Origin of the sequence: Brucella pecoris, from assembly GCF_006376675.1 — a bacterium.
Lineage (GTDB): Bacteria > Pseudomonadota > Alphaproteobacteria > Rhizobiales > Rhizobiaceae > Brucella > Brucella pecoris.
Window position 1 is genome coordinate 161,886 of the sequence record NZ_VEWK01000008.1, and the last position, 14,901, is coordinate 176,786.

Below are 14,901 nucleotides of genomic sequence, written 5' to 3' on the forward strand. Positions count from 1 at the left end.
GTCGAAATCAAGTACGAACAAGTATCGAATAACAATTGCCTCGCGGTTAATTGAAGGACCGGGTAATTGCTCTTATGGTAATGGCACCCGCCCAAGGCAATTTTCTGCCAGTCGAAGAAGGCGGTCCCGCAACTGGGTTAGAGGGTAACGGATGAGCAAGGCCACCAAAACCGGTTTCATCGGCAAGCGATCCGCTGCAGCAGGTGGATGGGGTGCGTTGAAGAGCTGCGGCAAGCAATTGCTTGCAAGCGGTGCTCCGCTCTCCGGCGCGCGCACGCTTCTGAAAGCGAACCAGCCTGACGGGTTCGATTGCCCTGGTTGCGCCTGGGGTGATCCGGAACATGGCTCTTCCTTTGAATTTTGCGAGAATGGCGTGAAGGCTGTCGCCTGGGAGGCGACCGACCGGCGCACGACGCCCGCCTTCTTTCGCGAGCATACGGTTTCTCAGCTGCGCGGCTGGACGGATTACGATCTGGAGAATACGGGTCGTCTGACCCATCCGATGCGTTACAATGCCTCGACAGACCAGTATGAAGCCATCGAATGGGGTGAGGCATTCAAGGCTATTGGCGACATTCTCAAGAGTTTCGATCGCCCGAACCGCGTCGAATTTTATACGTCGGGCCGTGCTTCGAATGAAGCTGCGTTTCTCTACCAGCTATTCGTGCGTGCCTACGGAACCAACAATTTCCCCGACTGTTCCAATATGTGTCACGAAGCAAGCGGCGTCGCACTGAAACAGTCTGTCGGTGTTGGCAAGGGGACGGTGCTGCTGGAAGACTTCGAGATGGCCGATGCCATTTTCGTGGTCGGGCAAAATCCGGGCACCAACCATCCGCGCATGCTGGGTGATTTGCGTCGTGCAGCCGAGCGGGGCGCGCGCATTGTTGTTTTCAATCCGATCCGCGAACGCGGGCTGGAGCGGTTCGCTGATCCACAGAACAAGCTTGAAATGCTGCATGGCGGCAGCGAAGCCATAGCCAGCGACTACTTCCAGCCGCGTCTGGGTGGTGATCTTGCTGCTTTCCGCGGTATGGCCAAGGCGGTTTTTGCCGCAGACGATGCCGCACTCGCCGCAGGCAGGCCATCGATCCTCGACCGGGATTTTCTTGGCACACATACGGCGGAACTGGAAGCTTACCGCGTTGCGGTAGACAGTACGTCGTGGGAGGAAATCGAAGACCAGTCCGGGCTTCTTCGCCAGTCGCTGGAGCGCGCGGCGCAAATCTATATGGAATCGGAACGGGTCATCTGCACCTGGGCGATGGGCATCACCCAGCATCGCCATTCGGTGATCATGATCCGCGAGATCACCAATTTCATGCTGTTGCGCGGCAATATTGGCAGGCCGGGAGCCGGGCTTTGCCCGGTGCGCGGTCACTCCAACGTTCAAGGGGACCGCACGGTCGGCATCAATGAACGGCCTCCGGTCGCATTCCTTGATGCACTGGAAAAGGAGTTCGACTTCGAGGTTCCGCGTGAACCGGGGCACAATGTTCTGGGTGCCATTGGCGCCATGCTCGACGGATCGGCTCAGGCCTTCATCGGCCTTGGCGGCAATTTCGCACGCGCTACTCCGGATAGCCCGCTTATTTCGAAAGCGCTTTCCGGTCAGCGTTTGACGGTCCATATCGCGACCAAGCTCAACCATTCACATCTCGTGCCGGGGCAGGATTCGTTTATCCTGCCTTGCCTTGGCCGCACGGAAATTGATCTTAATTCTCGCGGAACCGCGCAGATCGTGACGGTCGAAGACTCCATGAGCATGGTGCATGGCTCAGGCGGCATCAATGCACCTGCATCTGCACATCTGCGTTCGGAAGTGGCGATTATTGCGGGCATGGCGCAGGCGACGCTTGGGCCGCAGCCGGTCGACTGGCTGGAGCTCGCCGACGATTATGACCTTATCCGTGACCGCATCGCCCGCGTTTTGCCAGACTTTTACAACTTCAACGAGCGCGTGCGGGTCCCGCGCGGTTTCCACTTGCGCAATTCTGCCCGCGAGCTGGAATGGAACACGGCAAAGGGCAAGGCGACGTTCTGGACCGGCGCTCTGCCGGAAACTGTCGAACATCAGCAGGCACGCGGTATGCCGGGGCGCTATGTGCTGCAGACATTCCGCAGCCATGATCAGTATAACACCACCATCTATGGCATGGATGATCGCTATCGCGGCGTTTACGGCGAGCGGCAGGTGGTCTTCATGAATGCGGATGATATGGCGGATATCGGCGTTGAAGCGGGTGACCGGGCAGATATTGTCGGCGAATTTGATGATGGCGTGGAGCGTATTGCACGGGATTTCCGTTTTGTACCTTATGACATTCCGCGCGGCTGTATTGCTGGCTACTATCCGGAAATGAACGTGCTGGTACCGCTGGCCAGTTCCGGGGATGAAAGCTTCACGCCGACCTCGAAATCGGTAATCGTTTCGTTCCGTCCTCTTAAATCGGCTGCCGCATGATGGATGAGGGCGAGGCGGAATATATGGCGTTCGTCGACGCGCTCATGACTGCATCCCGCAGCCTTACCGGGCTTGGTGCCGGGATTGTCGCTGCGGCGGCGCTCGAAATTGCTTCAGACAGCCGGACTTTTTCGCGGCTGCTGGGTGTTGCTCACGCGCTGGTGCTCCGGGAAATTTCAGTGCTCGGACAGGACCACGGTTATATCAAGATCAGACAGCGCGATCCGCGCACACAACGCACACGTTATGAATTGAGTGCTGTCGGTCAAAGGCTTGTCGAGGAGGTAAGGGGTTAGCGAACTGCTCGCAGCAGCCGATATTCTTGATATTTAACAGAGCTATATATTTCTACTCATAAATACCCTGATGGAAGGCAGCAGCCTTTCAATTGTCTTGAGCAAATTCTTGAAAAGATTTTAACAGCGATAACTATGAAACATGATCTTTTACAACGCGGCTTTTCTCTGCTTAGCTTTAGTTGCATTCTCAACAGAACCGAACCAGTGAGAATCGTGTAAATGGCAGTAAAATCATTCGTTTACGGTTTGCGAAACGGGTGGAGGCGAGTTGCGAGCCAACCTGCTCCCCATTTCAGAACACCCGACGTGCTCCTTGTTTGTTTGGGGCTGCTTGTGCCAGGCGCCACGGTTCAGGCGCAGGCAGACCCGCTCAATGTCGTGCCGGTGGCGGTAGTGAAAGTGGTCGCAAGCGATTATCAGCCGAAACTGACGTTGTCCGGTGCGATAGCGGCCCGATCGCTCGTCAATGTATCGTTTCGTCTGAATGGTCAGGTTGTGCAGCGTCTGGTCGAAATTGGCCAACACGTGGAAAAGGGGCAGCCCCTCGCCAGCATCGACAATGTCGAACAGCAGGCTAATCTGCGTGTTGCGCAGGCCACGAAAGATGCCGCTCAGGCGCAGCTCGTGCAGGCGCAGGCCAATTTTGCAAGACAGAAGGCTTTGCTGGCGCAAGGCTTCACGACGCGCAGTACCTATGACCAGGCGAACCAGAACCTGCAGACGACGCAGAGCGCCCTTGCCAGTGCTGAAAGCCAGCTTAACGATGCGCGCGACCAACTGTCCTACACGCAATTGCAGGCACCCGTTTCAGGCGTGATTACCGCGCGCAATGTTGAGGCCGGTCAGGTCGTGCAGGCCGCACAGACGGCGTTCTCGATTGCTGAGGACGGGCCTCGTGACGCGGTCTTCGATGTTCAGGAAACGTTGGTCAATCATGCCAAGATTGGGATGGGCGTAACGATTGCGCTTCTGTCCGATGCTTCGATAAACGCCGAAGGCAAGATTCGCGAAATTTCTCCGGTGGTCGATGCGCAGACCGGAACCGTGCGGGTGAAGGTCGGAATAGCGCAAACTCCGCCCCAGATGGCGCTGGGAGCCACGGTGACGGGAACGGTCCATATGGACACTGTGAAAGTCGTGGTTCTGCCGTGGAGCGCAATGACTTCGGATGCAGGGCGCACGGCCGTCTGGAGGCTCGCGAAGGATTCCAAGGTGGCAACGCTGGTTCCGATCAAGGTGCTTGCCTTCGCGAAAGGCCGGTTGCTGGTGGAGGACGGACTGCAGGAAGGCGAGCTGATCGTCACGAAGGGCGCACAGATGTTGCGTTCCGGCGAGCCAGCCGAAGTCGTGCAGGAACAGGAAGGGCTCATCGCGCAATGAAAACGGCAATCCAGCTTCCTGCGATCCGGTCAATAGGGTATCTCGTCGTGTTTGGCGCGGCGGTTGTGCTCAGCGCTTGTGGCAAGGAAGAAGAAAAACAAGCGAACGCGGACGTTGTGCGTCCCGTTCTTTACATGGTGGTCGAACCCAAGCCCGTAACGCAGACAGGCTTCGCAGGCACAATTGAGCCGCGTTACTCCACCGATCTTGCATTTCGTGTACTCGGGCGGATTATCAATCGGCCCGTGCAGGTGGGGGATCTCGTGAAGAAAGACGAGATGGTGGCGATGCTCGACCCTTCCAATCTCGATCTTGCCGTTCAGTCGGCAAGGGCAGATCTGGCAAGCGCCGAAGCACAGTTTGCCAACGCCTCTGCAAGCGAGGAGCGCCAGCGTATCCTGCTCAAGGGAAACAATGTCTCGCAAGCTGACTATGACGCCGCAAGGCAGGCGCGGGACAGCGCGGAGGCGGGACTTGAAAAGGCTCGGGCAGGGCTGAAGAAGGCGCAGGACCAGCGCAGCTATGCCGTGCTGCGTCCGGATTACGATGGCGTCATCTCAGCAACGGATGCGGAAGTCGGACAGGTGGTTGCCGCCGGTCAGACCGTCATGACGGTCGCGCGTCCCGATATTCGCGAAGCAGTGCTCGATATTCCCGACAGCATGACGCAGTATTTCGAGCAGGGCACGTCATTCAATGTGCAGCTTCAGGCCGATCCCACTGTCACCGGGCACGGAATGGTGCGCGAGGTCGCCCCACAGGCTGATGCGCAGACGCGCACGCGTCGCGTACGTATTGCCCTCGACAATCCGCCGGAAGGCTTTCGCCTCGGTGCGACGATCAGGGCTGCGATGGCGGCGCCCGAACAGAATCTTGTGACGATGCCGATTCAGGCCTTGCTCGATGAAAATGGCAAGACAAGCATCTGGGTCATCGATCCGCATAAACAGACGGTCTCTCTTCATGACGTGCAGGTGACTGAGCGGCACGGCAACAGTTTCGTTGCCGGAGGCGTGGACATCGGAAGCTATGTTGCGATTGCCGGTGTGAACGAGCTGAAAGAAGGACAGAAAGTCCGCCTGAACGAGAAAGGAGCCGGCCTGTGAAGAAGGGATTCAATCTGTCTGACTGGGCTCTGAATCACCGGTCTCTGGTCTGGTATTTCATGCTTGTCTTTCTGGTGGCGGGCCTGATTTCGTATATTGACCTCGGACGTGAGGAAGATCCGGAATTTACCGTCAAAACGATGGTCGTTCAGGCCAACTGGCCCGGGGCATCTGTCGAGGAAACGCTCAACCAGGTTACCGACCGGCTGGAAAAGAAGCTCGAAGAACTGGATACGCTGGATTATACCCGCAGCATAACCACAGCGGGCAAGTCGGTCGTGTTTGTATTTCTTAAAGATACGACCAGGGCGGAGCAGGTCAAAAAGTCATGGACCGAAGTACGCCACCTTCTGAACGATATTCAGAACACGCTGCCGCAAGGCGTTCTCGGACCATATTTCAACGACCAGTTCGGTGATGTTTACGGGAACGTCTATGCGTTCACATCGGACGGGCTGTCGATGCGGCAGTTGCGGGATTATGCCGAAAGCACGCGAACCAAGATTCTGACATTGCCCAATGCGGGCAAAGTTGAACTGATCGGTGCGCAGGACGAAGCGATCTATCTGGAATTCTCAACGCGCCAGATTGCGGCGCTTGGGCTGGATCAGCAGGCAATCCTGCAAGCCTTGCAGGACCAGAACGCCATTACGCCCTCGGGTGTGGTTGAAGCCGGGCCGGAGCGCATCAGTGTGCGTGTCAGCGGGCAATTCAACTCGGAAGCCGATCTGCGTGCTGTAAATCTGCGCGTCAATGATCGTTTTTTCCGCCTTTCCGACGTGGCGACGATCACACGAGGTTATGTTGATCCGCCGACATCCATTTTCCGGGTGAACGGACAGGATGCCATCGGCCTCGGCATCGGCATGAAGCCCAACGGCAATCTGCTCGAATTTGGTGCAGCGCTCGACAAGATGATGAGCCAAGTGACGGCAGAACTTCCGGTCGGCGTCCAGGTATTCAAGGTTGCCGATCAGCCGCAGGTTGTGACTGACGCCGTTTCGGGCTTTACCAAAGCGCTGTTTGAAGCGGTAGTTATCGTCCTCGCCGTCAGTTTCGTCAGTCTCGGGGTACGAGCGGGCTTTGTAGTCTCTCTTTCGATACCGCTGGTGTTGGCCATCACCTTCCTGGCGATGTCGTTGATGGATATTTCACTGCAGCGTGTATCGCTTGGTGCGCTTATCATTGCGCTGGGGCTACTGGTTGATGACGCGATGATCGCGGTTGAAATGATGGTAGCCCGGCTGGAAATGGGTGACCCCATCAACAAGGCCGCAACTTACGTGTATTCGCATACGGCCTTTCCGATGTTGACGGGTACGCTCGTGACCATCGCCGGGTTTATCCCGATTGGTCTGAACAATAGTCAGGCCGGTGAATACACCTATACGCTGTTTGTGGTGATCGCGGTTTCGCTGCTGGTTTCATGGATCGTGGCGGTTCTGTTCGCGCCCTTGCTGGGGGTCACTTTCCTGCCGAAGAAAATGAAGGCGCATGAGGAGAAACATAGTCGCTTCTTCAACATCTTCTCTCAGGTCCTGCTTGCATCCATGCGGCATAAATGGATCACGATCGTTACGACGATTGCGCTTTTCCTCGTGTCGGTTTTCGGCATGGGCTTCATCGAACGGCAGTTCTTCCCGCAATCAGACCGTCCGGAACTGGTGCTCGACTGGACGCTGCCGCAAAACAGTTCCATCACTGATACCAAGGCCCAGATGGAAAAGTTCGAAGCAACGATGCTTAAGGACAATCCCGATGTGGATCACTGGAGCACCTATATCGGGGAAGGCGCTATTCGTTTTATTCTTTCGTTCGACGTGCAACCTGCAAACCCGTATTTCGGGCAGATGGTCGTCGTTGCAAAAGATCTTGAAGCGCGCGACAGGCTTAAGCAGAAATTCAACGAGGTTCTGCGCAAGGACTACGTTGGTACAGATGTTTATGTGAAATATCTGGAGCTTGGACCGCCTGTTGGCCGTCCGGTGCAGTATCGTGTCTCCGGGCCGGATATTCAGAAGCTGCGCGGCGTCGCGCAGGATTTTGCCGGTATCCTCAGTTCCGACAAGCGGCTTGGGGTTGTGAGCTACAACTGGAACGAACCAGGCCGGGTTATCCGCGTGGACGTTATGCAGGACAAGGCGAGAAAGCTTGGCATTTCCTCCAAGGATATTGCAACAACTCTCAACGGTATCGTCGGTGGTATTACGATCACCCAGGTGCGGGATTCGATCTATCTGATCGATGTCATCGCGCGGGCGCAGAAACACGAACGCGACTCGATCGATACGTTGCAGAGCCTTCAGATCGCAACCGGTAACGGGACTTCGGTGCCCTTGGCGGCGATTGCAAATTTCCGGTATGAACTGGAGCAGCCGGTTATCTATCGTCGCTCACGTACACCGACGATCACGGTTGCGGCCGGGATCATCGACAAGACGATGCCGGACACGATCGTCAAGGATCTGGCGCCGGCTATCAAGACCTTTGCCGACAAGCTGCCATCGGGATATTATATCCAGACGGCAGGCACGGTGGAGGAAAGCGGCAAGAGCCAGGGCCCGATTGCTGCCGTGGTGCCCCTGATGCTGTTCGTCATGGCTACGATCCTGATGATCCAGTTGCAGAGTTTCCAGCGCCTGTTCCTTGTCGTCGCCGTGGCGCCGCTAGGTCTGATCGGTGTGGTGGCGGCGCTGCTGCCAAGCGGAAAGCCGCTCGGTTTCGTGGCGATCCTCGGCGTTCTGGCGCTGGTTGGTATTCTTATCCGAAACTCGGTCATCCTGATCGTGCAGGTCGAGGAGCATATCACGGAGGGCATGCATCCATGGGATGCGGTGACACAGGCCAGCCAGCACCGAATGCGACCCATCGCACTGACGGCGGCGGCGGCAAGTCTGGCGCTGATCCCGATTGCGCGTGAAGTGTTCTGGGGTCCGATGGCCTACGCCATGATGGGCGGGATCATAGCGGGCACGGCAATCACGCTGCTCTTTCTGCCGGCGCTTTATGTCGCCTGGTTCCGGATCAAGGAGCCAGAACACGGCGCAGATGAACCGCCAGCCGAAGCGCATCCCGCTCAGCAACCACATTAAGCTAAAAAGGCCCGCTTAGACGCGGGCCTTTTTCATGAGATTGTCACTTGCTATTGGTTCTATATAGGTTCTATTATGTAAAACATGAATAGAACCACATTGATCACGGCCATCGAAGAGCGCGGCTTGCATGATCCGCAGTTGACGGGGCCGCTTTACCGGAACCTTGCGCGTATTCTCGGTGAACTGATCGAGGAAGGACAACTTGCGCCTGCTGTGGGACTGCCGCCGGAGCGTGATCTGGCGGAACAGCTTGGCGTCGGCCGGATCACTGTTCGCAATGCCTATAAGGAACTACTGACGCAAGGCGCGGTAGAGGCGCGGCGTGGCAGTGGCACCTTTGTCGCTGAACGCCCGGCGCGTATCAGCCAGCACCTCTGGCGTCTGACTTCGTTTTCCGAGGACATGCTGTCACGCGGCAAGGAGCCGGGCGCGCGCGTTGTCACCAACAGGGTCGATAGACCGTCGCCAGACGAAGCTTTCCGACTTGGGATCGGCGTTGATACGACAATCGTCCGGCTTGACCGTTTGCGCCTTGCCGACGGCGTCCCTATGGCTTTCGAGCGCGCTGTAGTTCCACGCCATTATCTGGATAAGGACCGTGTTGAGGAAACTTCGCTTTATGGGGCATTGGCGCGGCGCGGCCATAAGCCAGTTCGCGCCTTGCAGCGCCTGACAGCAGTTACGCTCGATCCGGGCACGGCGCGCCTGCTTGGTGTGCATCGGGGAGCGCCTGCGCTTCTGATCGAGCGCGTCTCGCATCTCGAGGACGACCGGATCGTCGAATATACCCGTTCGCACTATCGCGCCGATGCCTATGACTTCGTCGCGGAACTGAAAATTGGAGAATGACCATGAATACCCCTTCCTCCCTGATGTTACAGGAAACCGAACAGTCGTCCGCCGTCGTCGCCGGTCTGCTTGAGAAGGAGGCAGGTACATTCTCGGAAATCGCACGCATTTTCCAGAAGAGCGAACCTGCCGTCATCACCACCGCCGCCCGTGGTTCGTCCGATCATGCTGCGACGTTCTTCAAATATCTGATGGAAATCACGATGGGTATTCCGGTGGCTTCCATCGGGCCTTCGGTGGCGTCGGTCTATGGTTCCAAGCTGAAGCTGAAGAATGGATTGCACTTCACTGTGTCTCAATCTGGCGCCAGCCCTGACATTGTCGCGGCGCAGGACGCTGCCAAAAAAGGTGGCGCAACGACAATCGCCGTCGTGAACGTCGTCGATAGCCCGTTGGGCAAGGCCGCCGACATCGTGCTGGCGCTCAATGCCGGTGAAGAAAAGAGCGTCGCGGCAACCAAGTCGTTCATTTCTGCAGTTGCCGCACTGTCGGGCGTCGTGGCGTCGGCCAGTGGTGACGCAAGCCTGCAGGCCGGGCTGCAACGCCTGCCTGAAGCCTTGGCTGCAACACGCCCCGATGGTCGCGAAGCAGTTGAAAATCTCCTTTTCAATGCCCGCTCGCTTTATACGGGCGGCCGCGGCACGGCCTTTGCGATCGCTTTGGAAGCTGCTCTGAAGGCCAAGGAAACGGCCAATATCCATGCCGAGGCTTTCTCTCTGGCGGAACTCATGCATGGTCCGATGCGTCTGGTCGAGGAAGGTTTCCCGATCATTTCCTTCCTGCCGCGTGATGAAGCCTTCGACACCAACATACAGGCTTTGAAGCGGCTGCACTCGTTCGGTGCGAGTATCGTGACGCTGTCCGACGCGGAAACGCCCGGCTTCCGGCTGCCATCGGCGAGCACGGGCAATGCGCATCTCGACCCGCTGGTTTCCCTCATCAACTATTACCGCGTTATTGAAGCGGTCACGCGCCGTAAGGGTTTTGACCCCGACAAGCCGCGCAATCTCAACAAGGTTACGGTGACGGTATGATCAAAAAATCGGCAATTGCGGGCGCACGTATTTTCGACGGCGAGCGCTTTCATGACCAAAGCGCGCTGGTGTTCAGCGATGGCAAGATTGAAGCCATCGTGCCGGAAGTGTCGCTTGGCGAAGGCCATGATATCGAGCGGCTGCAAGGCGGTGTTCTGGCTCCCGGCTTCATCGATGCGCAGGTTAATGGCGGCGGCGGGCGCATGCTGAATGACGAACCGACGCCCGAAACCATGTTTGTGATTGCCAGGGGCCATCGCAAATACGGAACGACCAGCCTTCTGCCGACGCTGATCACCGATACGATGCCGGTTCGCGACCGTGCCATTGAAGCGGCGATTGAAGCGGTCAAGGCCGACAAGGGCGTTGCCGGTCTTCATCTCGAAGGGCCGCATCTGGCTCCGGCCCGTAAAGGGGCCCATCTGGCGGAACTGATGCGTCCCGTCAATGATGCCGATATTGCGCTTTATATCCACACCGCGAAGCAGATCGGCACCTTGCTGGTCACGCTTGCCGCCGAGCAGGTCACGCCTGAGCAGGTGCGACGCCTGAGCGATGGCGGTGTCGTGGTCAGTATCGGTCATAGCGATACAACGGCTGAGGAGGCGTTCAAGCGGTTCGATGCCGGTGCGCGTAGTGTCACCCATCTTTTCAACGCCATGAGTCAGATCGGCCATCGCGCGCCAGGTCTGGCAGGGGCAGCGCTCGATCATCCCGATATCTGGTGCGGGATCGTTGCCGATGGCCACCATGTCGATCCGATGGCACTGCGGCTTGCCCTGCGGGCCAAGCGTGGCGATGCCCATCTGTTTTTTGTGACAGATGCCATGGCTCTGGTTGGTTCGGACTCTGAAAGCTTCGAGATCAACGGGCGTGCTGTCCGTCGTGTGCCAGGCGGCATCTGTTCGAAGCTTGTGCTGGCGGATGGCACCATTGCCGGTTCCGATCTCGATATGGCGTCGGCAGTGCGTTTCGGCGTGGCCGAACTGGAGCTGACGCTGGCCGAGGCACTGCGCATGGCGAGCCATTATCCGGCACGCTATCTGCGTCTCGATGATCGAGGCACGTTCCGTCCCGGCATGCGCATGGATGCCGTACACCTTGATGACGGGTTGTTTGCGAAAGCCACATGGCTTTCCGGTGAAAAACAGATTGCGGGGTAAGGGCGATGACGGAAATCACCGATCGTTATTTCAATGACCTTATCGCAAGGCTCAACGGTCTGCGTGACCGCCTCGCCGAGCCAATGGCCCAAGCCGCCGAGCTTATTGCCGCTGCAGCCAAGGCGGATCGTCGGGTCTATGTATTTGGCACCGGCCATTCGCATATGATGGCGGAAGAGCTGCATTATCGCGCAGGCGGACTGGCGATCACAGTGCCGATCCTCTGCGGGGCGATCATGCTGCAGGATGGAGCGGTGGCAAGTTCGCATTTCGAGCGGATCGAAGGGGCTGTGCTGCCAATTCTCGAACGCTATGGTATTCGTGAAGGCGACGTTTTGATCGTCGTCTCAAATTCCGGCGTGAATGCCGCTCCCATTGAGGCGGCGCGCTATGCGAGGGAGAAGGGGGCTGCGGTCGTGGCGGTCACTTCCGTTACCTATTCCAATGCAATTGCCAAGGGTCGCACGCAGTTGCTTTCCCTGGCGGATGTTGTGCTGGATAATGATGCGCCTGCAGGCGATGCGGTGCTGGAAGTGGAAGGCAGCGCATTGAAGGTCGGTCCGGTTTCGACAGCGCTGGGCGTGACGATCCTCAACGCCATTTTTGCCGATGTGGCAGCAAGGCTGGTGGGCGAGGGCGATGCGCCGATTTATCTCAGCGCCAATATGCCGGGTTCCGGCGATGTCAATCGCTCGCTGGTGGCTCGTTATCGTAATCGCAATCCTCATCTTTGATCAAATCAGGGCAATCTTTCTTCCAAAGTTGCTTGATAGCGCAATCCGGTCAGTGCATTACGCATTCTGGCATGGCGGAGGCCGCATCGTGAACTAGTTTCAAGGCGCGCGCTTAGGCTTGCGCCTTGGAAAATTTGAGGAAGTCCGATGCATAATTTTGTCCTGACCGTCACCTGCAAGTCTACCCGCGGTATTGTTGCCGCCATTTCGGGTTATCTTGCGGGCAAGGGTTGTAACATCATCGACAGCGCCCAGTTTGACGATCTGGACACCGGTCGCTTCTTCATGCGTGTCAGCTTCATTTCCGAAGACGGCGTGGCACTTGATATACTGCGCGAAGGCTTTGAGCCTATCGCAGCGCCGTTTGAAATGGATTTCGATTTCCACGACAATGCACATCGCACGAAGACACTGCTGATGGTGTCGCGTTTTGGTCATTGTCTGAACGACCTTCTCTATCGCTGGAAGATCGGCGCTCTGCCGATCGACATCGTGGGCGTCGTGTCGAACCATTTCGATTATCAGAAGGTGGTCGTGAACCACGATATTCCCTTCCATCATGTGGCGGTTACCAAGGCCAACAAACCGGAAGCCGAACAGCGTCTTCTGGATATCGTCGATGACACTGGCACTGAACTTGTCGTTCTTGCGCGTTATATGCAGGTCCTGTCCGATCAACTTTGCCAGAAAATGTCGGGCAAGATCATCAATATCCACCATTCCTTCCTGCCGTCCTTCAAGGGTGCAAACCCTTACAAGCAGGCCTATGAGCGCGGTGTGAAGCTGATCGGTGCCACGGCGCATTATGTGACCGCTGATCTCGATGAAGGTCCGATCATCGAGCAGGATGTCGCCCGTATCACGCACGCGCAGAGTGCAGCCGATTACGTGTCGATTGGCCGTGATGTTGAAGCACAGGTTCTGGCACGCGCCGTTCACGCGCATATTCATCACCGTTCATTCCTCAACGGCAATCGTACAGTCGTATTCCCGGCTTCGCCCGGTTCCTTCGCCTCCGAACGTATGGGCTGATATTGCCGCTCTGCTGGCCTGCAAATCGCGTCTTTTTGCGCTTCCGGTGCTCACGTACTCAAGTACGCTGCGCGCCGGTTCTCAAAAGCCACGATTTTCGGCTCGTCATAACGACAATCTCGCTAATCGCGAATGTTGTGATAATAAAAAACCCCGCCAAAAGCGGGGTTTTCTTTTGATCTATCGTGAGACTGATTAGTCGATGTCGAAGGAAACGCCCTGTGCGAGCGGCAGAGCCTTCGAGTAGTTTACGGTGTTGGTTGCGCGGCGCATATAGCCCTTCCACGCATCCGAACCCGATTCACGGCCGCCGCCGGTTTCCTTTTCGCCGCCGAATGCGCCGCCGATTTCAGCACCCGAAGTGCCGATATTGACGTTTGCAATGCCGCAATCCGAACCTTCAACCGAAAGGAAACGCTCTGCTTCCTGCAGGTTGAGCGTGAAGATCGACGAGGACAGGCCTGCGCCAACTTCGTTGTGGCTCGCCAGTACATCGTCGAAGTCCGAATACTTCATGACGTAAAGGATCGGTGCGAAGGTTTCTTCGAGAACCGGGCCTTCCTGCTTTGGCATTTCGACGATAGCCGGACGCACGTAGTAAGCGTTTTCATGGCCAGCGTCGACGCGGTCTCCGCCCTGTACCTTGCCGCCGTGAGCGGCTGCTTCCTTGAGTGCCTTCTGCATGTTGTCGAAGGCAACCTTGTCGATCAATGGACCAACCAGAGCTGTGGTTTCGAGCGGCGAACCAACGGTAACGCTGGCGTAGGCCTTCTGCAGACGTGGAACGAGAGCGTCGTAAACGCTTTCATGCACGAACAGACGACGCAGCGTGGTGCAACGCTGACCAGCGGTGCCCATTGCGCCGAAAGCGATTGCGCGCAGTGCCATGTCGAGATCGGCCGATGGGCAGACGATACCGGCATTGTTGCCGCCGAGTTCGAGGATTGCACGCGCAAAACGCTTTGCAAGGCGGGGACCAACTTCGCGGCCCATGCGGGTCGAACCGGTTGCCGAAACGACTGGAACCTTCGGGCTGTCGACGAGGACTTCGCCAACTTCACGGTCGCCGAGCAGAAGCAACGCGATGCCTTCCGGTGCATCGCCGAAGCGCTTCAGGGCACGCTTGAAGATCGCGTCGCAGGCAAGAGCGGTCAGCAGGGTCTTTTCCGAAGGCTTCCAGACAACCGCGTTGCCGCAAACGATGGCGAGAGCCGCATTCCACGACCAGACGGCCACCGGGAAGTTGAAGGCCGAGATAACGCCGACAACGCCAAGCGGATGCCAGGTTTCCATCATGCGATGGCCAGCGCGTTCGGTTGCGATGGTGAGACCGTAGAGCTGACGCGACAGACCGACTGCGAAATCGCAGATGTCGATCATTTCCTGCACTTCGCCGAGGCCTTCCGAAGGAATCTTGCCAGCTTCGAGCGAAACGAGACGGCCGAGATCTTCCTTGGAAGCGCGCAGCTCTTCACCGAGAAGACGGATCAGTTCGCCACGCTTTGGAGCTGGAACAGTGCGCCATGCGCGGAAAGCTTCGTCAGCCTTGTCGATGATCTTGACTGCATCGTCCTTGCTGTGGGTCTTGATCGAAGCGATCTGTTCACCGGAGACCGGGCTGAAGCCAGCGAGGTCGCCCGACGTGTAAAGGGCTGCGTCAACGCCAAGCTTCGAAAGCAGCTCTGCGGCTTCCTTTTTCACGTCGAGTTTTTTTACAGCGGTGTTCATGGTTTTCCTCTCTGTAT

General features: G+C 57.3%; 11 protein-coding genes. 10 read left to right on the forward strand and 1 reads right to left on the reverse strand.

What is annotated here, in order from left to right; all coding sequences use genetic code 11:
• Positions 1–151 precede the first annotated feature (151 nt).
• The 10 genes from FIB18_RS15740 to purU all read left to right on the forward strand — a co-directional run bounded on the left by FIB18_RS15740 (position 152) and on the right by purU (position 13,156).
• Positions 152–2,464: an FdhF/YdeP family oxidoreductase gene (locus FIB18_RS15740; RefSeq protein WP_140021602.1), complete on the forward strand. Its 2,313-nt coding sequence runs from the start codon at positions 152–154 to the stop codon at positions 2,462–2,464.
• Positions 2,461–2,760 (forward strand): hypothetical protein, encoded by a 300-nt coding sequence (locus FIB18_RS15745; RefSeq protein WP_140021603.1) that lies wholly within the window; start codon positions 2,461–2,463, stop codon positions 2,758–2,760. Before FIB18_RS15740 ends, FIB18_RS15745 begins: the two co-directional genes overlap by 4 nt.
• Before the next feature lie 222 nt (positions 2,761–2,982).
• Positions 2,983–4,143 (forward strand): efflux RND transporter periplasmic adaptor subunit, encoded by a 1,161-nt coding sequence (locus tag FIB18_RS15750; RefSeq protein WP_140021604.1) that lies wholly within the window; start codon positions 2,983–2,985, stop codon positions 4,141–4,143.
• On the forward strand, positions 4,140–5,249 hold the full coding sequence (locus FIB18_RS15755; RefSeq protein ID WP_140021605.1) for an efflux RND transporter periplasmic adaptor subunit: 1,110 nt from the start codon (positions 4,140–4,142) through the stop codon (positions 5,247–5,249). Before FIB18_RS15750 ends, FIB18_RS15755 begins: the two co-directional genes overlap by 4 nt.
• Positions 5,246–8,341, forward strand: coding sequence for an efflux RND transporter permease subunit (locus FIB18_RS15760; protein WP_140021606.1), 3,096 nt, complete (start codon positions 5,246–5,248; stop codon positions 8,339–8,341). Before FIB18_RS15755 ends, FIB18_RS15760 begins: the two co-directional genes overlap by 4 nt.
• A gap of 84 nt (positions 8,342–8,425) precedes the next feature.
• Positions 8,426–9,193: a GntR family transcriptional regulator gene (locus FIB18_RS15765; protein WP_140021607.1), complete on the forward strand. Its 768-nt coding sequence runs from the start codon at positions 8,426–8,428 to the stop codon at positions 9,191–9,193.
• A 2-nt stretch (positions 9,194–9,195) separates the two neighbouring features.
• Positions 9,196–10,227, forward strand: a complete 1,032-nt coding sequence (locus FIB18_RS15770; protein WP_140021608.1) for an SIS domain-containing protein — start codon at positions 9,196–9,198, stop codon at positions 10,225–10,227.
• Positions 10,224–11,390: an N-acetylglucosamine-6-phosphate deacetylase gene (nagA, locus tag FIB18_RS15775; protein WP_140021609.1), complete on the forward strand. Its 1,167-nt coding sequence runs from the start codon at positions 10,224–10,226 to the stop codon at positions 11,388–11,390. Before FIB18_RS15770 ends, nagA begins: the two co-directional genes overlap by 4 nt.
• Positions 11,391–11,395: 5 nt before the next feature.
• Positions 11,396–12,124, forward strand: a complete 729-nt coding sequence (locus tag FIB18_RS15780; protein WP_140021610.1) for an SIS domain-containing protein — start codon at positions 11,396–11,398, stop codon at positions 12,122–12,124.
• Positions 12,125–12,271: 147 nt separating this feature from the next.
• Positions 12,272–13,156: a formyltetrahydrofolate deformylase gene (gene purU / locus FIB18_RS15785; protein ID WP_140021611.1), complete on the forward strand. Its 885-nt coding sequence runs from the start codon at positions 12,272–12,274 to the stop codon at positions 13,154–13,156.
• Positions 13,157–13,351: 195 nt separating this feature from the next.
• Here purU and amaB read toward each other — a convergent pair whose 3' ends face one another.
• Positions 13,352–14,884: an L-piperidine-6-carboxylate dehydrogenase gene (amaB, locus tag FIB18_RS15795; protein ID WP_140021612.1), complete on the reverse strand. Its 1,533-nt coding sequence runs from the start codon at positions 14,882–14,884 to the stop codon at positions 13,352–13,354.
• Between the last annotated feature and the right edge of the window lie 17 nt (positions 14,885–14,901).

Excerpts from the sequence above, each read along its gene's own strand:
- FIB18_RS15740 (WP_140021602.1), top strand. The coding sequence starts at position 152 with ATGAGCAAGGCCACCAAAACCGGTTTCATCGGCAAGCGATCCGCTGCA.
- FIB18_RS15745 (WP_140021603.1), top strand. The coding sequence starts at position 2,461 with ATGATGGATGAGGGCGAGGCGGAATATATGGCGTTCGTCGACGCGCTC.
- FIB18_RS15750 (WP_140021604.1), top strand. The coding sequence starts at position 2,983 with ATGGCAGTAAAATCATTCGTTTACGGTTTGCGAAACGGGTGGAGGCGA.
- FIB18_RS15755 (WP_140021605.1), top strand. The coding sequence starts at position 4,140 with ATGAAAACGGCAATCCAGCTTCCTGCGATCCGGTCAATAGGGTATCTC.
- FIB18_RS15765 (WP_140021607.1), top strand. The coding sequence starts at position 8,426 with ATGAATAGAACCACATTGATCACGGCCATCGAAGAGCGCGGCTTGCAT.
- FIB18_RS15770 (WP_140021608.1), top strand. The coding sequence starts at position 9,196 with ATGAATACCCCTTCCTCCCTGATGTTACAGGAAACCGAACAGTCGTCC.
- nagA (WP_140021609.1), top strand. The coding sequence starts at position 10,224 with ATGATCAAAAAATCGGCAATTGCGGGCGCACGTATTTTCGACGGCGAG.
- FIB18_RS15780 (WP_140021610.1), top strand. The coding sequence starts at position 11,396 with ATGACGGAAATCACCGATCGTTATTTCAATGACCTTATCGCAAGGCTC.
- purU (WP_140021611.1), top strand. The coding sequence starts at position 12,272 with ATGCATAATTTTGTCCTGACCGTCACCTGCAAGTCTACCCGCGGTATT.
- amaB (WP_140021612.1), bottom strand. The coding sequence starts at position 14,884 with ATGAACACCGCTGTAAAAAAACTCGACGTGAAAAAGGAAGCCGCAGAG.